This window comes from Streptomyces sp. NPDC052114 (assembly GCF_040680155.1).
Taxonomy (GTDB): Bacteria; Actinomycetota; Actinomycetes; order Streptomycetales; family Streptomycetaceae; genus Streptomyces.
In genome coordinates this window covers 748,280-768,333 of record NZ_JBFAWC010000001.1, presented here as the reverse complement: position 1 = coordinate 768,333, position 20,054 = coordinate 748,280, and the positions used below count along the sequence as shown (strand labels likewise).

The window sequence follows — 20,054 nt, the reverse complement described above, 5'->3', positions numbered from 1 at the left end:
GCCCCTTGGGGTGACAAGGCTGCCCCCCATGATTCTTGACATGTCACGACCAAATTCAGCCGCTCGCCCTGAGCGCGCCGCGCACCTCCTCGGCGAGCAGCTCGACGTACGTCGCGATCCAGCCCTCGACCGTCGCGCGGTCCCACAGGTCGGTCGAGAACTCCAGGTACCCGGAGAGCACGTCCCCGGCCGGGACCAGACCGAAGTTGAACTCCGAGCGCGCGCCGGGCACGGTGAGGTCCTCGACCGCCGTGGTCAGGCCCGGCAGCTCGATGTCCGTCTCCAGTGAGCTCTGGTACTGGAAGCCGAGCGACACCCGGTCGGGCACCTCACGGCCCAGCTCCGCGCTCAGGTCGGCCGCCAGCGCGCGGATCGGCGCGGCGTGCTCCATCGCGCCGACCGCGCTGCGCGCCGCCTGGTCGACCAGCGCCCCGAACGAGTCGGCGTCCTGGCCGCTGATCCGCAGCGTGAACGACGACGCCGTGCAGGTGACCAGCGTCTCGAACTCGCGCCGCTCGCGGTTGGCGTGCGAGATGCCGAGCAGCACGTCCTGCTCGCCCGACACCTTCGCGACCAGGCGCGCCACGGCGGCCGCGGTCACCACGAACGGCGTCGTGCGGTGCCGTCGCGCCAGCGCCTCCACGTCGGCGCGCGTGTCCCGGTCCACCGTGAACAGCACCACGTCGCCCGCCCCGCTCAGCTCCTCGGGGCGAGGCCGGTCCAGCGGCAGCGGCAGGCCGAACGAGGCGCCCTCGAAGCGGCGCGCCCAGTACCCGAGCAGCCGCTCCTTGTCCTGCGCACCGCTCTGCTCGCGCTGCCAGCGCGCGTACGCGCCCGGCTGCGGGACGTCCTCGGCGAGGCCGTGCGGGGCCCCGGTGGCCGACGCCCGGTAGAGCGCGGCCAGTTCGCGCAGCAGGACGCTGACCGTCCAGCCGTCGCAGGCCGCGTGGTGCAGCACGAAGAGCAGCACCCAGCGGTCGCCGCCCGTGCGCAGCAGGCGGAAGACCGGGGCGAACTCGGCCGCCAGGTCGAAGGGGGCCGAGGCCACCTCCGCGGCCACCAGGTCCGCCGCCGCCTCGGCGCCGGGCGCCGAGCCGTGCCGCGCGAGCAGGTCCTCCTCCACCAGCTCCACCGGCCGGGCGCGCAGGGCCTCCTGCCACCACTCGCCGCCCTCCTCCACGAAGCGCGTGCGCAACGCCTCGTGCCGGGCGACGAGTCGGCCGAGCGCGGTGCGCAGGGCCGGCACGTCCAGCATGCCCGTCAGGGTGAGCCGCATGGCGACGTTGTAGATCTCCGGGCGCGGGTGCGTGCTGTGGCGGCCGATGAAGGCGGCCTGCTGGGCGGTGACGGGGGCGCGGCCGACGACTTCGGAGGCGGCGTCCGTCCCGGTGGCGGTCTTGGCGTCCGCCGTGGTCCCTGCCGCGGGTCCACTGCCCGTCCCCGGCTCCGGCGCGACTGCCGTCGCCGTCGCGAGGTACTCCGCCATCGCCCGCAGCGTCGGCTCCTCGTAGAAGCGGGCGACCGGGTACTCCGTGCCGAACACCTCCCGGACTCCGTTCGCCAGGCGGATCGCCGTGATGGAGTGGCCGCCCAGGTCGAAGAAGGAGGCGTCGGCGCCGATCGCGTCGACGTCCTTCTCGAACTCCTCCGCCCACAGCGCACGCAGACGCTCCGTCACGTCGTCCCCGGCACCGGTCGGGGCGGCGGCGGGGCTCGGGGCGGGCGCGGTGCCCGGCGCGGACGAGGTGGTCAGCGTCGGCGCGGGCAGCGCCGCCCGGTCCAGCTTGCCGTTGCCCGACAGCGGCAGCGCGGGCAGCACGGACCAGGCGCGCGGCACCATGTGGTCCGGCAGCCGCGCGGCCAGCTCCCCGGCCAGCCGGTCGGCGAGCTCCTGGCCCCGCGCGGCCGTCGGCGCGGGCACCACATAGGCGGCCAGCCGTGCCTCGCCGCGCTGGTCGCGGCGCGGCAGGACGACCGCCTCGCGGACGTCCGCGAGGGTGCCGAGGGCCCGCGAGACCTCCTCGGGCTCGACGCGGTAGCCCCGGATCTTCACCTGGTCGTCGGTGCGGCCCCGGAACTCCAGCGCCCCGTCGTCGTTCCGGCACACCAGGTCGCCGGTGCGGTACATCCGGCCGTCGGTGCCCAGGGGGTCGTCGACGAAGCGCTCCGCCGTCAGATCGGGCCTGCCCAGGTACCCGGCGGCGACGCCGGGACCGCCGACGTACAGCTCGCCCACCTCGCCGGCGGACACCTCCCGGCCCCGCGCGTCGAGCACCCGCAGCGTGACGTTGTCGACGGGACGGCCGATCGGGATCGGGGTCCCGTCGGTGCCCGGCGCCGCGGGAGTCACCGTCTGCGCCGTGCACAGCACGGTCACCTCGGTGGGCCCGTACACGTTCACCGTCTCGTACGGGACTCCCTCGCGCGGGCGGGTGCGCATCGCGTCGCCGCCGAGCAGCAGGTGCCGCAGCGGCGGCTGCCGGTCCACCGGGAGCGTGAGCAGTGCCTCGCCGAGGGCCGTCGGCACGATGGAGAAGGAGATCTTCCGGTCCGTGTACCAGCGGGCCAGCACGGCCGGGTCCCTGCGGACGGCGTCGTCGGCGACCACGACCGTGGCACCCGCCGTCAGCGCCGGCCAGACCTCCAGCGCGAAGGCGTCGAAGCCCTGGCTGCACACCGCGCCGCTGCGGTCGTCCGCGGTGAACCCGAAGCGCTCGTGCTGCCACTGGCACAGGTCCACCACGGCCTGGTGCGGCACGGCGACGCCCTTGGGCGTGCCGGTGCTGCCCGAGGTGTAGATGGCGAAGCAGAGGGCGTCGGGGCCGTGGGGCACGGCCGCAGGAGCGAGCCCCGCGGGGGTGTCGGCGTCGACGTCGACGACGGCGGTCCCGTCCGGGGCCGCCGGCCGCTCCGCCGCGTCCCCCGCGCCGTTCACGACCAGCACCTCGGTGCCGCTCTCCGCGAGGATCGCCTCGGCGCGCGCCCTGCCCTGTCCGGGGTCCAACGCCACATAGCCGCGGCCGGACTTGAGGGAGGCGAGCATCGCGACGATCAGGTCCCTGCCGCGCGGCAGCCACAGGGCGACCGGCGCGTCCTTGCCGCCACGGGCCCGCAGCACGGCGGCCAGGCGCTCGGCGCGCTCGTTCAACTCGCCGTAGCCGAGCGACCCTTCGTCGTCGATCACCGCGGTGCGGTGCGGGGCCGCCTCGGCCCAGCGGGACGCGAGCGCGTCGACGGTGCTGCGCGTCCGCTCCCGGACGGGGCCGCGCCGCCACTCCTCCCGCGCCGCCGGGGCCACGTCCTGCCCGGTGTGCCCCACGGCCTCCGCAAGGACGTCGCGGAACGTCCCGAACAGCGCGTCGACGGTGCTCTCGTCGAAGAGGTCGGTGTTGTACTCCAGGTGGCAGCGGACGCCGTCGGGCTGATCCGTGAAGTACACGCTGAGGTCCGTCAGCGCCTTGTCGGGCCCCGAGTCGAGCGGGGTCGAGCGGATCCCGGGCAGGTCGAAGCGGAAGGGGTCGCCGGTCTCGAACTCGGCGAGCGTCTGGAAGACGGGCGTCCGGTCCAGCGCGCGCGACGGCTCCAGCTCCCGCACGACCGCCTCGAACGGCACCTCCGCGTGGTCGTACGCGTCCAGCGCGACCGCGCGCACCCGGTCCAGGAGCGTCCCGAAGTCCGGCGCCCCGGACAGGTCGAGACGCAGCGCCAGGGTGTTGACGAAGAAGCCGACGACGTCCTCGTACGCGGGCGTGCGGTCGGACATCGGGGTGCCGATGACCAGGTCGTCCTGGCCGGTGGTCCGGTGCAGCGCCGCCGCGTAGCCCGCGAGCAGCGTCATGAACAGCGTGCTGCGCCGCTTGCGCGCGAACTTTCTTACCTCATCGGAGAGTTCGGGGCTCAGCGTGCGGAACAGGGCGCGGCCGTTGGACGTCATCACCGCGGGCCTCGGCCGGTCGGTGGGCAGCTCCAGGACGGGCAGCTCGCCGTCGAGGGCCTTCTTCCAGTACGCGAGATCCTCCGCCGCCTTCGCGCCGCCGAGCCCGTCGAGCTGCTCGCGGGCGTGGTCCGCGTACGTACGGGTGAGCGCGGGCAGTTCGGCCGGCGTGCCGCCGGAGAGCCGCGCGCGGTAGAGCGCGGACACGTCGCGGGCGAGCACGGCCGCCGACGCCGCGTCCATCACGATGTGGTGCAGGGACAGGACGAGGACGTGCCGCCGCTCGCCGAGGCGGACCAGGCGCGTCACGAACAGCGGTCCGTTCACCAGGTCGAAGCGGCGCTCGCTCTCCGCCTTGAGGGTGGCGGCGACCTGGTCGCCGGGGCCCGTGCCGTCGACGACCTCGAACTCCACCTCGCCCGGCTCCCGCGTGAACTGCCGCGGCTCGCGCGCCACTTCGCGGAAGACGGTGCGCAACTGCTCGTGGCGCGCGGCCAGGTCGCGCAGCGCGCCACGCAGCGCGGGCACGTCGAGGGGGCCTTCGAGCTCGATGGCCTTGGTCTCGTTGTACGCGGTGCGGCCGGGCAGCATCCGCTCCAGGAACCAGACGCGCTGCTGGCCGGGCGACAGGGGCGCGCCCTCGTCCGCGGCGGCCACGGTGATCCGTTCGCGGGGCTGCTCCCCGGACGGCTCCGGGACCGCCCCGTACGCGCGGCGCAGCCCGTCGAACTGCGTCAGGCCCTCGCGCAGCGCGGTGGGCGCGACACCGAAGTCGACCAGGCCGACGACCTCGTCGGCGCCCGCGGCGCGCACCGCGTCCACGACGGGCCGCACCCTCTCGGGGCTGCCGATGAGGGCCCGCTGGTCGCAGTAGCGGTCGTAGGCGCGGCGGAAGACCACGTCCAGGTCGTCCTCGCTCATCGACGCCAGGTCGATCTGCTGGCCCAGGCTGTTGGCGACGTTGCCGAACAGGGACAGCGAGGAGCGCATGTAGCGGGAGAGCGGCTCCCTCGCCTCGGCGCGGGCCGCCGCGTGGTCCTCGGCGAGATAGGTGTGCAGGAGCACGGCGATGTGTCCGGCGTCGGGGTCCAGACCGCACGCGGCGCGCGTGCGCCGGTACAGGGCGACGTTGTCCCGGAGCTGCTCGACGCTCTGCGTCATGAGGTTGGTGACGATGCCCAGGTCGTGGCGCGCGGCCAGTTCGTACGACGCCGGGTTGCCGACGACCGCCGTGTACATCGGCGGGGTGTCCTGGACCGGGCTCGGGAAGAGCCGCAGGTCGCTCTCGCCCTTGCCGGTGGTGCGGCGCACCGGTTCGCCGCGCCACAACTGCCGTACCTGCGCGACCTGTTCGTACATCAACTCCTTGTGGGAGCCGAAGCGGTCGGGGAAGAAGACGAAGTCGTTGGCGTGCCAGCCGCTGGCGCAGCCGATGCCGACCCGGCCGCCGGAGAGGTTGTCGACCATCGACCACTCCTCCGCGACCCGGATCGGGTCGTGCAGCGGCAGCACCACGGAGCCCGCGTTGATGCGGATGCGGTCGGTCTCGCGGGCGAGCGCGGCGGCGAGCACCACCGGATTGGGGAACAGCCCGCCGAAGGAGTGGAAGTGCCGCTCGGGGATCCACAGGGAGTGGAAGCCGTTGCGGTCGGCGAAGCGGGCGGTCTCCAGGAGGTGGTCGTACTTGCCGTGCCGCGGGCCCGACTCGTCCTGCGGGTAGTCGCCGAAGAAGTAGACGCCGAAGTCGAGGGGGCGGGTGGGACGCGGGGCCTCGGACCGCTCCGCCGGCTGCGACTGCGACTGCGGCTGCCGCGGCTGCTCCGTCCGCTGCGGCTGCCGGGCACTGGCGGCACTGGCGGCACTGGCGGCGCTGTTCCAGGCGACCACCTGGGGCTTCGGGGCGGGGGCGGCGGGCGCGGAAGCCGGCGCGGTCACCGGCGCCGCAGCGGTGGCGGGAGCCGGTTCCGTGCGGGGCTTCGGTACGGCGCGGGACCTCGCCTGCGCGCCGCCGCCGACCGAGAAGCCCGCCGCGCGCAGGTCCCGCAGCGAGCCCTTCACCGCGTCGACGATGAACTCGATGTCACCGTCGGAGTGTTCGGTGGACAGGAAGAAGTTGCGCCACTCCCACACGTGCACGCCGCGCAGCATGAGGTGGTGGTAGAGCAGTTCCATGTCCGCGCGGTGCTCGAAGCGGAACATCGAGCCGAAGTGGTCCATGCTGAGGGCGAATCCCTCGGCCTCGAAGAAGGCGTTGAGCGTGGCGGCCAGCTCGGCGGTGCGCGCGTTCAGGCGCTCCTGGAGGCGCGGGCTGTTCTCCTTGAGGTGGTTCAGGACGGCGCGCGCGGCGACCATGGACACCGGGTGCTGGATGTAGGTGCCGCCGAAGAACGTGGTGTCGGCCGCCGGATAGCTGGCGTCCCCGTAGTTCCAGTGGCCGCCGTCGATGCCGTCCATGATGTCGGCGCGGCCCGCGATCGCCCCGATGGGGAAGCCGCCGCCGAGCAGCTTGCCGTAGGTGGCCAGGTCGGGCGTGACGCCGTAGAGCTCCTGGGCGCCGCGCGGCGCGGGGCGGAAGCCGGTCAGCATCTCGTCGAAGAACAGCACGATGCCGCACCGCCGCGTCAGCTCGCGCAGCTTGCGCACGAACTCGGCGGGCTGGAGCGCCGGATGGCGGCTCTGCACCGGCTCCACGACGACGGCCGCGATCTCGCCGGCCTGCTGCTCGATGACCGCGAGGCTCTCCTCGCTGCCGTACGGCAGGACGAGCAGGTCGGCGACGGCGTTCTGCGGGACGCCCGCGGACATCGGCACGGTGGTCAGGCCCTCGCCGCCGGTGCGCGGGGAGCGGCCGAGGACGTTGTCGTTGTGGCCGTGGTAGGCGCCCTCGAAGGTGATGATGCGGGAGCGCCCGGTGGCCGCGCGGGCCAGCCGGATGGCCGCGGAGTTCGCCTCCGTACCGGAGTTGGCGAACGCGACGCGCTCCATGCCGGTCAGTCCGGCGAGCAGCTCGGCGGCCTCGCCGGTCTCGACGTTGCGCGGGCCGAGCTGGATGCCGCGCGACAGGTGCTCGCGGACCGCCTCGGTGACGAACGCGGGCTCGTGGCCGAAGAGCAGGACGCCGAAGCCCATGGTGATGTCGACGTACCGGTTGCCGTCGACGTCCTCGATCCACGACCCCTGCGCGCGCCGCCCGGCGATCGGGTACAGCATCTCCTTGGTGCTGCTGCGGAAGCCGACGGCGGCGCGGCTGTCGGCGAGCACGCGGCGGTACTGCTGGGTGATGCGCTTGGACGTGGGCGTCTTGGCGGTGTAGCGGCGCACCAGGTCGTCGAGGTGGGCGCGCTGGGAGGCGGAGGCGCCGCCGCGGACCATGCCGGAGCCGCGGGCGACCTCCAGGCGCGGGCCGTGCTGCGCGCGCCGGGCGTCGGGCCGCGCCTCCTCGGCGGCGGCCGGGGTGCCCGGCGGCCCGGCGGGCGGGGTGCCCAGCTGCTCGGCGATGCGCCGGGAGAGGTCGGCCATCGCCGCGAGGTCCTGGTCGACCGCCGCGGAGACGGCGCGGGCGCCGGAGTGGGTCTCGGTCACCGGCCCGCCTTCCCGTCGGCCGCGGTCTGCGCCGCCTGGTTCACCTGGGCAGCCTGGGCGGCCAGCAACTGCGAGAGCTGGCCCATCAGCTGGAGCTGGATCTGCGACAGCTGGTGGACCTGGCGCACGAGGTCCTCCACCTCGCGGCGTGTGGCGTACTCGACCGGGGCGGGCGCCTGCGCCGCGACGGGGGCGGGCGCCGGCGCCTGGTACGGGGCCGGGGCGGGCTCGGGGACCACGGGGGCCTGGTGGACCGGCGCGGGCGGCGTGTACGCGGCGGCCGGGGCCGGCGGCACGTACGCGGGAGCCGGGGCCGACGGCACGTACGACGGGGCCGGGGCCGCCGGAGCGTACGCGGGAGCCGGAGCCGCCGGGGCCGCCGCGCCGCCCTTCTTGCCCACGATGATCAGCGCGAGCCCCTTCGCGGTGCCCGCCTCCTCGAAGAGCTCCCGCATCGACACCTTGACCTGGTGCTCCTCCTCCAGCTCCCGGAGCACGCCGATCATCTGCAGCGAGTCCGCGCCGAGATCGAAGAAGGAGGCGTCCTCGGCTATCTCGCTCGTGTCGTAGCTGAGGTGCTTCGCGGTGACCTTGATGATGTGCTGCAGCACGTGCTCGACCGCTGCCTCGTCCTGTGCCACTTCGATCTCATCCTTTGCCGGTTGTGCGAGCCGGGGAAGGTGGTTCTCCGGCCCGGTCCAGTAGTCCTTGTGCTGGAATCGGTAGCCGGGCAGGGGGATCCTGCGCCCCGCCCCGCCCATGAAGGCCCGCCAGTCGACCGGCGCCCCGGCCCGGTACAGGCCGGCCGCCGCGTCCCAGAGCGGTTCGAGACCCGCGCCGCGCCGCAGCGTCGGCAGCGCGGCCCGGTCCGGCAGCCGACGGCGCGCCAGACCGCTGAGCGTCGTGTGCGGGCCGATCTCCACGAGCGCGCCCACGCCGTCGTACGACGCCCCCAACTCGCCCAGTACGTCGGCGAACCGGACCGGGTCACGGGCCTGGCGTACGAAGTAGTCGGCGTCCGGCAGCCAACCGGCGGGCCGCGTGAGCCCGTCGAGACCGCTGACGAACGGGACGTCGGCGGGGTGCGCCCGCACCCCCGCCCACAGCTCCCGCAGCCCGTCGAGCACCGGATCCATGAGCGCCGTGTGGAAGGCATGCTGCACGGGAAGCGCGCGGGCCGGGACGCCGCGCTCGGCCAGCAGCGCCGTCAGGCGCGCCACGGCGTCGGCCGGGCCCGCGAGGACCTGGCTCCGCTCGCCGTTGACGACCGCGAGCTCCACGCCGGGCACGGCCGCGGCGAACTCCTCCGCCTCGTGCGCCCCGACCGGGACCGCGACCATCGCGCCCGGCGCGCAGTGCCGTGCCATCAGCCGGCCGCGCTCGGCCGTCAGGCGCAGCCCGTCCTCGACGGACAGCACCCCGGCCGCGTGCAGGGCCCCGTACTCCCCCACGCTGTGCCCGGCCACCACGGCCGGGGCGATCCCGGCCCCGCGCCACAGCGCGACGAGCGCGCACTGGAGCGCGAAGAGCGCGGGCTGCGCGGTCCCGGTGGGCCACACCGGCTCCTCGTCCACCGCGCCCCCGACCGCGAAAGCCGGGTCCGCGTACGTCGCGTCGAGCAGCGGCGCGAGGAGGCTGCCGCCGCCGCTGAGCGCCGCGAACTGCCGCTCGCAGGCGTCCAGGACCTCGCGTACGACGGGGAAGCGCGCGTACACCTCGCGGGCCGCGCCCCGGTGGAGACTGCCCTGGCCGGTGAAGAGGAACGCCGCGTCGGCGCCGCCCGCCGGCGCCGGCCGCGGCCCCGCGAGCCAGCCGTCCAGGGCGCCGGTCAGCGCGGCGACGGTCTCGCCCCGCACCGCGATCCGGTGCCTGCGGTGGGCGCGGCCGAGCGCCTGGGTCGTGACGAGGTCCGCGGGATGCGTGCCGGGGTGGGCGCGCAGATGGTCGCGCAGGGCCGTGGCGTTGTCGGCGAGCGCCGCCTCCGTGTGGCCCGCGACCAGCAGGACGCCCGGGGGCGCCGGTGCGTCGGCGGGGCGGGGCGCCGGTTCGGGCGCCTGCTCCAGGACGACGTGGACGTTGGTGCCGCCGACGCCGAACGAGCTGACGCAGGCCCGGCGCGGTCCCTCCCCCGCCGGCCACGGACGCGGCGCGTCGGGGATGTAGAACGGGCTGGCCGCGAGGTCAAGGGCGGGGTTGGCCCGGCGGAAGTTGGCCATCGGCGGGATGATGCCGTGCCGCAGCACGAGGAGCGCCTTGACGACGCTCGCGATGCCCGAACACACGTCGAGGTGGCCGATGTTGGCCTTCACCGAGCCGAGCGCGCAGTAGCCGGTGCGGTCGGTGTCGGCGCGGAACGCGGCGGTGGCGCCCGCGAACTCGATCGGGTCGCCCTTGAAGGTGCCGGTCCCGTGCGTCTCCAGATAGCCGATGCTGCCCGCGTCGACGCCCGCCCGCTTCAGCGCCCGCCGGATCGCGCCGCGCTGGCCGTCCGCGCTGGGCGCGCTGAACGCCTTCTTGTCGGAGCCGTCGTTGTTGGCGCCCCAGCCCCTGATCACGCCGTGGATGTGGTCGCCGTCCGCGACGGCCCGGTCCAGGCTCTTGAGGACCAGGGCCACCACGCCGGTGCCGCCGACCGTGCCGTCGGCGTCGGCGTCGAAGGGCCGCAGGTAGCCGCTCTTGGAGAGGATCGAGCCCTTGACGTACTGGTAGCCGAGCACCTGCGGCACATGCAGGGCGGTCGCCCCGGCCACCGCGATGTCGCACTCGCCCGCGACGACGGACTGCGCGGCGAGGTGGACGGCGGTCAGCGAACTGGAGCACGCCGTCTGGACGCCGATCGCCGGACCGGTCAGGCCGAGGCGGAACGCGGTGCGGGTGGCGGTGAAGTCGGTGAAGTTGCCGACGCTGACCTGGAGTCCGGCGACCCAGTCGGCGACGCCCTCCGGCAGGACGTTGTTCTGGAGGTACGTCTGGAACGAGTAGAGGTGGTAGCCGGTGCTGGCGAAGACCCCGACCTCGCCCGCGCCGGAGCGTTCGGGCGCGCCCGCGTACCCGGCATCCTCCAGCGCGTGGTGCACGCACTCCAGGAACAGCCGGTGCTGCGGATCGCTGATCCGGGCCTCGTGCGCGCTCATGCCGAAGAAGCCCGCGTCGAAGCCCGCGATGTCGTCGATGACCCCGCTGGCCCCCACGAAGTCGTCGGCGCGGTAGCGCTCTTCGGGCACTCCGGCGGCGGCGAGCTCCTCGTCGGTGAAGCGGCGGATGCGGTCGACGCCGTCGTGGATCGTGCGCCAGAACTCCTCGGGGGTGTCGGCGCCGGGCAGCCGGAACGACATCCCGACGACGGCCACGGCGTCACGGGCGGCGGCGGTCATCGGGCCTCGCTCTCGCTCGGGGCGCCGGGAACCTGGCTCCGGGCGCGGTCGGCGTCGGGGGCGCCGGGACCGTCAGGAGCCCCGGGAGCCTCGGCGGCGCTCGGGGCCGCCTCGCCGGGCGGCGCCGCCCCGGCCCTGCGTCCGTACCGCACGATCGCGGCGAGCAGCCCGAGGCACACGACGATCGCCACTCCCTGGAACAGGCCCACGACCTGGAACGGCGAGAAGCGCTCCAGGAGCGCGCCGCTGAGCAGCATCCCGAGGCCGAAGCCGGTGTTCTCGACGGACGCGGTGAGGCCGAAGAGCCGGCCGCGCTGCTCGTCGGGCGCCTCCTGGAGCCGGGTGACGTACGCGATCTCGGTGAGGCCGTCGGCCATGCCCGCGACCAGCGCGGCCGCGACCGCCACCCCGGTGGGCAGCCCCGCGAACACCACGATGAACGCGGCCGACATCACCACGGCCCCGATCGCGAAGGCCCGCTCCCCCGGCCCCTGCCGCCCGCCGCGTCCGGCCCACCGCCCGCAGATCTGCTGCATGACGATGTTGCCGATGGCCCACGTGGCCCAGAACTGGCTGACGAACGTGGCGGGATGGGACGGGTCGAGCTCGCTGGAGTAGACCGGCAGCGCCACGTTGTGGGACGAGGAGCCGAGGCCGTCGGCGGCGCGGACGACGATCATCAGGGCGAGGACGGGCGCGGCGCGCAGCAGCAGGAGCGACCCGGCCCGCGCCGCGCGCCCGCCACTCTTCTCGGTGCCCTTCGCATCCGTTTCGGCTGAACCGTCCCCGTCTGCGGGCTTCTTGGCCCCCTCCGGATCCTTCTCCTCGGCCGACCTCGTACGGATGGGCAGCGAGAGCAGCACGCTCGCCGAGACCGCGAAGGTGGCGGCGTCCAGCGAGATGGCGGCGACGTAACCGAGTTGCGCGACCACGAGACCCGCGGAGGCGAAACCGGCGATCATCGCGAGCGAACGCCCGGTCGCGAGGAGCGAGTTGGCCCGCATCCGCAGGTCGCCGCCGACGATCTCCGGGATGCTGCTGCGCAGCGCGACACCCGACAGGGTCGAGCAGAATCCGGTCACGACGGCCAGGACGTACAGAAGCCCGGCACGGCCGCCGTCGGGCGCGATCAAGAGCGCTATCATGGCGGCGCACTGGGTCAGATCGGCGCCGACCATCAACTTCTTCCGGTCGTACGCCGAGACCAGCCGTCCGCTCACAAAGCCGGATACGACGCTGGTCATCAGGCGCACGGCCATGAAGAGACCCGCGGCCAGCGCGCTGTCGGTCACCTCGTAGATGAAGACGTTCAGCGCCACCATGTTCAGGTAACTGCCGTACGCCGAAATGCCGTTGCCCACGACGAGCAGGCGAAAGTGCCTCAAGCGTTCCCCCCCCTGGTCCGCCGCTGGGCTGCCGTATGTGGTCGTGCACGGCTGTGCTCAGCCGAGACGGCTCTCACACTCACCCGCTCCGAAGCGCGCCTACAGTCCCCCGAATTGGCGACTTGACAACGGTGGTCGCTCTCGGTAGCCGAGGGTTCACCCCAGGGTCTTTGTGACTCCTTTCTGTTTGGTCTTCACCATGGTTAGATCAAGTTGCGGCCACAAGCTGCCGGAGGTGTTGACAGTCTCTCCCGGAGGGAAGATGCCAGTAGACAGCCGCCCTCAGAACGCACCGGCGTTGTCCCACAGGGAACGTCAGGTGCTCGCCCACATCGCGGCAGGCCTCTCCCACAAGCAGGTGGCCAGGCGCCTGGGCATCAGCGTGCACACCGTGAGCACGTATCTGCGCCGCATCCGCACCAAGCGCACCGCACCGACCGTCGCCCACCTGATCCGGCTCAGCCTCACCGAGGACGTCACGACGCCGAGCGGGGGGCCGCGCTGACGTCGGAGCGGACCGGCGTCCTCTCCGACGCGCGGATGGCGAGCGCGAGCAGCCCCAGGGCCCCCAGCCCGAGGACGGCGGCGACGGCCGGCAGCATCCCCGCCCCCGCCACGCTCAGGGTGAGGCCGCCGATGACGCCCCCCAGGGAGACCCCGAGGTAGGTGCCCGACGTGTTGAGCGCGAGCGCCTGGGGCGCGACGGGTCCGGCGAGCAGATGGAGGCGCGCCTGGACGGCCGGGGAGTTCCAGAAGGCGATGCCGCCCCAGGCCGTGCCCACCACGACGAGCACGGCGAACGGCACGGGCCGGGCGAACCAGAGCAGCCCCAGCACCGCCATGAGCCCGGTGAAGCCGCCGATCCCGGCGACCAGGGTGCGGTCGGGACCCCATCGGTCGGCGGCCCGCCCGCCCGCCCAGATGCAGACGATGCCGGCGAACCCGGAGAGGCTGAACGCGAGCGCGCGCTGGTCCACTCCGGCGCTGCTCACCGATTCGATGTGGGGAACCATGTAGGTGAGCATCATCATCGAGCCGGTCATGAGGACGCAGTTGGCCGCGAGTCCGAGCGACACGGGCGGGGCGGCGAGGGTCCGCAGCTGCTCGCGGACGCTCGGCACGTCACCGGCCCGGTCGCCCTCCCGGGGCAGGGTCACGAGCAGGAGGGCCAGCGCCGCGACACCCGCCACGGCCATCGCGGCGAACGTGGCGCGCCACCCGTGGTGGCCGCCGATCCAGGTGCCGACGGGGACACCGGCGGCGATGGACCCGGTGACGCCGAGCGCCACCACCGCGACGTAGCGGCCGACATGGGTCGCCGGGGCGCGCTCCGCGGCGAAGGCGAACACGGCCAGGGTCGAGGCAGCCGCCGCGAGTGCCGCGACGACCCGCAGGGCGATCAGGACGCCGAAGCCCGACGCCGTGGCCGCGGCGAGGTTGGCCGCGACGAAGACCGTGAACGACACGGTGAAGAGCCGCCGCCGGGACACCCGCGCCAGGGCGACTCCGGCGATCGGCGCGGCCAGGGCGACGGTGAGGGAGAAGACGGTCACCAATTGACCGGCGCGCGCCTCACTGACGTCGAGATCGCGCGCGATCTCCGGCAGAACACCGGCGATCACATAGTCGTCGGTATAGAAGACAAAAGCAGCGGCGAGTAACGCGAAAAGCCATGCGGGCACAATTCTTCCCCCTTTGAGGTCGATCAGGAACCGCCATCGGAAAATGCCGCGGAATCCACCAGGACCGAGCGCACCTGCGCCCGCAGCGTCTTCCGCATCCGCTCGGCGCCGAGGGACCCGTGCGGGGTCACGGCGTCGAGGGCGAGCCCGCCGACGACGGCGACGACGCGCTCGGCCTCCTCGGCCGGCTCGGCCACCCCGAGGACCCGCAGGGCCTGCGCGACGACCTGCCGCATGTCGGCGGCCATCCGCTCGGTCACCGGCCGGAAGTCCGGGTTCACGCGGGCGGCGACGATGAACTCCATCAGGACGACGGACTCGACGTGCCGCTCCGCGTCGAGCGGCAGCAGCTCTTCGAGGAGCGCCTGAAGGGCATCGACGGCGGCCTCCCCCCGGAGCCCGGCGAGCGCGTGCGGCTCGTACCGCGTGAGCCGCTTCCCCATCCGGTCCCCGACCTCGGTGGCCGCCGCCACGAGGAGGTGCCGGTGGTCGTCGAAGTAATGCCGAACCGACCCGATGTTCAGGCCGGATTCGGCGGCGACTTTCCGCAGCGACAATCCACCGAACCCCTCGTCGACGAGCAGCCGAAAGGCGGCGTCGACGACATCCCTGCGACGCTGTTCGAGATCAATCCGAGCTGGCATCGCCAGACAATATCACAGCTGTGATAACAACGGGGATCGCGCAGCCCAAGGGAAGAAGACGGGAAGAAGACGGGAAGAAAAAAATGGGGGCAGACGAGTCGGGCTGTACGCCGGGTTCTGTACCCCGGGACCTCGCGGTCGTCGGGGCGACGGCCATCCATCTAGGGCCGGCATTGCTGCCGGCCTCGTGCGGTCTACCCGCGGACTCGGGCGGGCAGCCCTCGAACGTCCGCGCAGGGCCGCCGTCTCCGGCGGCCCCTCTTGACCTTGCTCCAGGTGGGGTTTACCTAGCCGCCTGAGTCACCTCAGGCGCTGGTGGTCTCTTACACCACCGTTTCACCCTTACCCAGCAAGCTGGGCGGTCTGTTCTCTGTGGCACTGTCCCGCGGGTCACCCCGGGTGGCCGTTAGCCACCACCTTGCCCTGTGGAGCCCGGACGTTCCTCGGGAAGGGCCCCCGAAGGGGTCTTCACGCGGCCGCCCGCCCGGCTCGTCTGCCGTGGCGACCATGTTACCCGCCGGGTGGCGGTGGGCCGTCCGCCGGGCGGCGCCGCCGTGGCCAGGAACGAGCCCGCGATGATCAGGGCGAAGGCGGCGAGGACGCCCGCCGTCAGGGATTCGTCGAGGAAGGTGACGCCGGCCGCGACCGCGACGGCCGGGTTGACGTACGTGAAGACCACCGCACGCGTCGGACCCGCCTCGCGGATCAGTTCGAGGAAGACGACGAAGGCGAGCGCCGTGCAGATGACGCCGAGCCCCGCGAGGGAGGCGAGCGTCGCGGCGTCGGGCACCTCGGCGGGCCTGCTGACCGCCGCCGCGGGGGCGTAGACCAGCGCGGCGAGGACCAGGCAGGGCACGATGAGCTGGAGGGTGGGCACGTCGCGCAGGTGGCGGGCCACGATCAGCGGGGCGACGGCGTAGCCGAGCGCCGTCAGCATGACCTCCGTCAGGGACCACGCGTCGCCGCCCGTCAGATGCGGCACGGTCAGCACCGCGACGCCCGCGAGACCGAGGCCGAGGCCCGCAAGGCGGCGCGCGCCGAGGCGTTCGGTGTCACCGAAGAAGCGGGCCAGGACGGCGCCGATGATCGGCACGGCGGCGATCAGGAGCCCCGCCGTGGAGCTGGAGATGCGGCGCTCCGCGTCGGTCAGGGTCCACCAGGGGCCGAGGATCTCCACGCAGGCGAAGGCGAGCATGGGGCGCCAGTGGGTCGCGAGTACGCGGGTCAGCCCGCCCTGCCGTACGGCGAAGGGCAGCAGGAGCGCCGCGCCGAGCGCACAGCGCGTGAAGACCACCACCGACGGCGACAGATCGCTGTCGACCGCCACTTTGATCATGAGATACGGGATGCCCCACAGGACACCCATGAGCCAGAAGAGGAACCAACCGCGTGCCGTCATGCGGGCAGTCTCGGCCGGGTCACCGCCCGGTGTCTTGAACGCTGTTGCGGTACGCCGCCGGGGTCACCCCCAGCACCCTGCGGAACCAGCGCGTGAGGTGCGCCTGGTCCGCGAAGCCCACCAGCGGGGCCGCCTCGGCGGGGCGCAGGCCCGCCTCCAGGTGGGCGCGGGCGCGGGCCACGCGGTACTGGGCGAGCCAGGCGTAGGGCGGCATCCCCGTCGACGTACGGAAGGCGCGCAGGAGCTGGTAGCGGGACAGGCCGAGCGGCGCGGCGAGTTCGGTGAGGGAGGGCGGGGCGAGGAGCTCGTCGGCGAGGCGGTCGCGGACGGCGCGGGCGATGCCGTCGGCGCCGGGCACCCGGTCGCTCAGCGGGCGGGCGCCGCCGTGCCTGCGGGCGAGGGCGGTGAGCAGCCAGGGGACGCGGGACTCGGTCTCCAACGGCTCGGCGGGGCCGCTCAGTTCGATGTGGGCCGTGCGCAGGGCGGCGGCCAGTTCGGGGTCGTCCATCACCGGGTCGCGGAAGTGCGGCAGGGCCGCGGTGCCCTCGGCGAGGAGCGGGAGCGCGGGGTACATGGCGCGGTAGGCGTAGCCGCCGGTCGCGCCGGGGCCGCCGGTGTGCACCTCGCCCGGCGCGAGGACGACGATGGAGCCGGGCCCCAGGTGGATCCGCCCGCCCCGGTAGTCGATGACCTCGGAGCCGCCGACGCAGACGCCGACGGTGAACTCCTCGTGGTAGTGCGGGGCGTAGCGGTGCCGGTCGAAACGGGCGGTCAGCAGGTCGAGCGTCTGGCCGCACCGGCCGAGCGAGGTGCGGGTCCACACGGCCTGCTCGCGGGGCGCTCCGATCCGTTCGCGGAGGCTGTCCGAGGCGGGCGTTCCGTGCGGCGTGCGGTCGTCTCTCGTCGCGTCGTGCATATGGTGCCCGCTCCCCCGGTGGCTCGTCGTACCGTCACCGGTGCAACACCCGCCCGCCCCTCTTCCATGCCGCGCTTGACCTTGCCGCAGCGTCAACGTCTCTACTGGGCCCATGCGGATCGGAGAGCTCGCCGGCCTCGTCGGCGTCACCACACGCACCATCAGGCACTACCACCACCTGGGCCTGCTGCCCGAACCCGAACGGCGGCCCAACGGCTATCGCGCGTACGGGCTGCGGCACGCCGTCGCCCTGGCCCGTGTGCGGCGGCTGACCGAGCTCGGTCTCGGCCTCGCCGAGGTGCGGGACGCGCTCGCCGACGACGCGGGCCGCGAGCTCGCCGAGGTCCTCGCCGGACTGGACGCGGACCTCGCCCGGCAGGAGGCCGCCCTCAAGGAGCGCAGGGCACGGCTGCGGGCCCTGCTCGACGACGCGGAGCACGGACGCCTGACGCCCGAGGGCCCCGTCTCCCCCGAACTGGCCCACTTCTTCGGCGAGATGGCCCGAGCGTCGGCGGGACACGCGCCCCCGCACTCCGCGACGGCCGAGCAGGACCGCGCGTTCCTCGCCCTGCTCGACACCACCGCGGCCCCGGAGGACCGCGACGCCCTCCTCGCCGCGATGCGCCCGGTGCTCACCTCGCCGGGCGCGGTGGAGCGGGCGCACGAGGTGTACGCGCTGCTCGACGCCCTCGCGGACGCCGACCCCGCGGACCCGCGCACGGACGCCGCCGTCGACCACGCCGCGTGCACGCTCGCCGACGCCCTGCCGGACTCCCTCGTGACAGAGCTGGGGGTCAAGGGCGCCCGGGTGCTGGCCGAGGGCGGCGGCGCCGACGACGACGGGTTCCTGGCGGCCTTCTTCGCCGAGTTCGCGCCCGCGCAGGCCGAGGCCGTGCGCCGGGCCATGCGGTTGCTCGTACGAAGGGGAACGCGCGAGGAGGAGACCGGAGAGGCGGAGACCGGATGAGCACTCCGGGCACACGCCCGGCCGCCGCCCGCGCCGCAGCCCTCGTCCCGGCGCCCCTGCGGCGGCTCGTCGGGCACGAACTGCGCGTCCTGGTCAGCCTCGTGCTGTGGGCGGCCCGCCGGCGCGACGGTGTGCGACGGGACACCGACCGGGCCTTCGGGCACGCCCGCGACCAGGCGGCGATGATGTACCTGCTGACCTTCGGCTGCGTCGTCGAGGCGTACGGAATGGCCGTACTGCTGCGGGACTTCCCGGTCGCCCACGCGGTGCTGCTGGTCGTCGACGTCTACAGCGTGGTCCTGGTGCTCGGGATCCACGCGGCCTGTGTGACCCGGCCGCACGTGCTGTCGCCCGACTCGCTGCGGCTGCGCCAGGGCGCGCACCGCGACCTGCGGATACCGCTCGGTGTGATCGCGGACGTGCGCGCCGAGCGGACGTTCACGCGCGAGCCCGCCGACGGCGTGCTCGACCTGCCGGTCGCCTCGACGACGTCGCTCACCCTCGAACTGTCGGCGCCCGTCACGGACATCGGCTTCCTCGGCAAGCGGCGCGAGGTGACGACGGTACGGCTGCACGCGGACGAGCCGGAGAAGCTCCTCGCGGCGCTGCGAGGGCGGCTCGCCGCACTCGTCCGTCCTCCTGAGGCGGACCCTCACGCGGGCGCGAACTGAACCTTCGCCGTGCCCGGGTCGGCCTGGGTGAGCCGGACGCGCAGGCGCTCGCCCAGTGGGAGTGTCGATGTTCCGCCCTCGATGCGGGCCACGATCGCCGGGTCGGCCAACTGCACGGTTCCGACGGCCGGTTCGGCCTCCTTCACGTCCACCACCACCGCGTCGAAGATCTCGCCGACCCGGTCCTTGAGCAGCGCGGCCTCGACGATGTCCACGCACTCCCGCTCCACGGTGTTGGCGCGCCGCGTGCCGTCCGCCATCTCCTTGGGCAGCGTGTCCAGCGCGGCGAGCACCCACTCCGGAGGCGTCTCGTCCGCGCAGGCCGCGAGGCAGATCTCCGAGGAGTACCGGTCGACGAGGCGGCGCAGCGGGGCGGTGCAGTGGGCGTAGGGGGCGGCGACCGCGGCGTGGGTGGTGAGCTCGGGGACCTCGCCGCCGCCGAAGGCGGTGTAGCCCGCGCCGCGCAGCAGCGTCGTGCACTCCTGGAGGAAGGCGGCGTGGCGCGTGTCGCGGGCGTCGAGGGAGCGCACGAGCCGCGCGTAGGGGACGTGGTGCGGCCAGTCGATGCCGAGGGCCGCGGCGGTGCGGCGCAGCCGGCCGACGGCGCCGTCGGGGGCGGTCGGCAGCGTCCGCAGGATCCCCGTACCCGAGCCGATCATGAGGTCGGCGGCGGCCATGCCGGTGAGCAGGGAGATCTGGGCGTTCCAGCCGTCGGCGGGCAGCGGGGCGCGGTAGACGAGTTCGTACGTGCCGTCGCGCTCGACGATCTCCTGCTCGGGCACGTCGAGGGAGATCCCGCCCCGGTCGGTCTCCAGCCGCTCGCGCAGCGTCCCGATGTCCCGCAGCAGCGCGACGGCGTCCTCGGCGGTGCCGTCGTCGATGGCCTTCTGCACGCCGTCGTAGTCGAGCTTGGCGCGGCTCCTGACGAGGGCGCGGCGTACGTCGGTGCGTTCGGTACGGCCGTCCGCGTCGAGGTCGACGGTCCACAGCACGGCCGGGCAGGTCTGGTCCGGCAGCAGGCTGGCGGCGCCCTCGCTGAGGGCGGTGGGGTGCAGCGGGACCTTCTCGTCGGGGAAGTAGAGGGTGGTGACGCGGCGGTGGGCCTCGGCGTCGAGCGGCCCGCCGGGGGTCACGTACGCGGCGACGTCGGCGATCGCGTACCGCACCCGGAAGCCGCGTCCGTCCTCGCGGCGCGACAGGTGCATGGCCTGGTCGAGGTCGACGGAGGTGGGCGGGTCGATGGTGAAGAAGGGGATGTCCGTGGCGTCGTGGGACGGCAGCCGGGGGGCCGCGGCGGCCCGCTCCGCCTCGGCGAGGACGTCGGCGGGGAACGCGTCGGGCACCTCCAGCTTCGCACGCAGCTCACGCAGCACGGCCCGCAGCGGAGCCTCGGCTGCGCCGGTCACCTGAAGATGGCGGCGGGGCATGACCCGAGGGTAGGCCGGGGGACGGACGGCGGCATGTGCGGAGGGGCCGATGGGCGGATCGATGGGCGGGCGG

At 74.0% G+C, this 20,054-nt stretch carries 10 protein-coding genes, 1 other RNA gene and 1 pseudogene; 3 read left to right on the top strand and 9 right to left on the bottom strand.

Features of this window, described 5'->3' with window-relative positions; translation table 11 throughout:
• Positions 1 to 55: 55 nt before the first annotated feature.
• From AB0L89_RS03225 to AB0L89_RS03215, 3 genes are read right to left on the bottom strand one after another with little or no spacing between them, the layout of a single operon-like run.
• On the bottom strand, positions 56 to 7,516 hold the full coding sequence (locus AB0L89_RS03225) for a MupA/Atu3671 family FMN-dependent luciferase-like monooxygenase (protein ID WP_365133344.1): 7,461 nt from the start codon (positions 7,514 to 7,516) through the stop codon (positions 56 to 58).
• The gene (locus tag AB0L89_RS03220; RefSeq protein WP_365133341.1) at positions 7,513 to 10,890 is read right to left on the bottom strand and encodes a beta-ketoacyl synthase N-terminal-like domain-containing protein; all 3,378 of its coding nucleotides are present in this window, start codon (positions 10,888 to 10,890) and stop codon (positions 7,513 to 7,515) included. Before AB0L89_RS03220 ends, AB0L89_RS03225 begins: the two co-directional genes overlap by 4 nt.
• Positions 10,887 to 12,275: an MFS transporter gene (locus AB0L89_RS03215; RefSeq protein ID WP_365133338.1), complete on the bottom strand. Its 1,389-nt coding sequence runs from the start codon at positions 12,273 to 12,275 to the stop codon at positions 10,887 to 10,889. The genes AB0L89_RS03220 and AB0L89_RS03215 overlap by 4 nt, the downstream gene beginning before the upstream one ends.
• Positions 12,276 to 12,474: 199 nt before the next feature.
• Between AB0L89_RS03215 and AB0L89_RS03210 the strand changes: the two genes are divergently transcribed.
• Complete coding sequence (locus tag AB0L89_RS03210) at positions 12,475 to 12,780, top strand: helix-turn-helix transcriptional regulator (protein ID WP_365133986.1); 306 nt, start codon at positions 12,475 to 12,477, stop codon at positions 12,778 to 12,780.
• Here the strand turns inward: AB0L89_RS03210 and AB0L89_RS03205 are convergent.
• From AB0L89_RS03205 to AB0L89_RS03185, 5 genes and pseudogenes are all read right to left on the bottom strand, one after another.
• On the bottom strand, positions 12,752 to 13,957 hold the full coding sequence (locus AB0L89_RS03205; RefSeq protein WP_365133335.1) for an MFS transporter: 1,206 nt from the start codon (positions 13,955 to 13,957) through the stop codon (positions 12,752 to 12,754). The genes AB0L89_RS03210 and AB0L89_RS03205 overlap by 29 nt on opposite strands.
• Positions 13,958 to 13,980: 23 nt before the next feature.
• Complete coding sequence (locus AB0L89_RS03200; protein WP_365133332.1) at positions 13,981 to 14,601, bottom strand: TetR family transcriptional regulator C-terminal domain-containing protein; 621 nt, start codon at positions 14,599 to 14,601, stop codon at positions 13,981 to 13,983.
• 90 nt (positions 14,602 to 14,691) lie between these two features.
• An RNA gene (gene rnpB, locus AB0L89_RS03195) (RNase P RNA component class A) lies at positions 14,692 to 15,093 on the bottom strand.
• A gap of 124 nt (positions 15,094 to 15,217) precedes the next feature.
• Positions 15,218 to 16,000, bottom strand: a pseudogene (locus AB0L89_RS03190) (DMT family transporter); the annotation flags it as partial.
• A 19-nt stretch (positions 16,001 to 16,019) separates the two neighbouring features.
• A complete protein-coding gene (locus AB0L89_RS03185) occupies positions 16,020 to 16,847 on the bottom strand; it encodes an AraC family transcriptional regulator (protein ID WP_365133983.1) in 828 nt (275 codons plus the stop codon).
• Positions 16,848 to 17,028: 181 nt separating this feature from the next.
• Here AB0L89_RS03185 and AB0L89_RS03180 point away from each other — a divergent pair, with 181 nt between their 5' ends.
• Together AB0L89_RS03180 and AB0L89_RS03175 are read left to right on the top strand one after the other, a co-directional pair.
• The gene (locus AB0L89_RS03180) at positions 17,029 to 17,883 is read left to right on the top strand and encodes a MerR family transcriptional regulator (RefSeq protein ID WP_365133329.1); all 855 of its coding nucleotides are present in this window, start codon (positions 17,029 to 17,031) and stop codon (positions 17,881 to 17,883) included.
• Complete coding sequence (locus AB0L89_RS03175) at positions 17,880 to 18,554, top strand: hypothetical protein (protein ID WP_365133326.1); 675 nt, start codon at positions 17,880 to 17,882, stop codon at positions 18,552 to 18,554. Before AB0L89_RS03180 ends, AB0L89_RS03175 begins: the two co-directional genes overlap by 4 nt.
• Here the strand turns inward: AB0L89_RS03175 and AB0L89_RS03170 are convergent.
• The gene (locus AB0L89_RS03170) at positions 18,536 to 19,981 is read right to left on the bottom strand and encodes an RNB domain-containing ribonuclease (RefSeq protein WP_365133323.1); all 1,446 of its coding nucleotides are present in this window, start codon (positions 19,979 to 19,981) and stop codon (positions 18,536 to 18,538) included. The genes AB0L89_RS03175 and AB0L89_RS03170 overlap by 19 nt on opposite strands.
• Positions 19,982 to 20,054: the final 73 nt, after the last annotated feature.

Coding starts and splice junctions, on each gene's coding strand:
- AB0L89_RS03220 (WP_365133341.1), bottom strand. CDS start 10,890: ATGACCGCCGCCGCCCGTGACGCCGTGGCCGTCGTCGGGATGTCGTTC.
- AB0L89_RS03210 (WP_365133986.1), top strand. CDS start 12,475: ATGGTTAGATCAAGTTGCGGCCACAAGCTGCCGGAGGTGTTGACAGTC.
- AB0L89_RS03200 (WP_365133332.1), bottom strand. CDS start 14,601: ATGCCAGCTCGGATTGATCTCGAACAGCGTCGCAGGGATGTCGTCGAC.
- AB0L89_RS03180 (WP_365133329.1), top strand. CDS start 17,029: ATGCGGATCGGAGAGCTCGCCGGCCTCGTCGGCGTCACCACACGCACC.
- AB0L89_RS03175 (WP_365133326.1), top strand. CDS start 17,880: ATGAGCACTCCGGGCACACGCCCGGCCGCCGCCCGCGCCGCAGCCCTC.
- AB0L89_RS03170 (WP_365133323.1), bottom strand. CDS start 19,981: ATGCCCCGCCGCCATCTTCAGGTGACCGGCGCAGCCGAGGCTCCGCTG.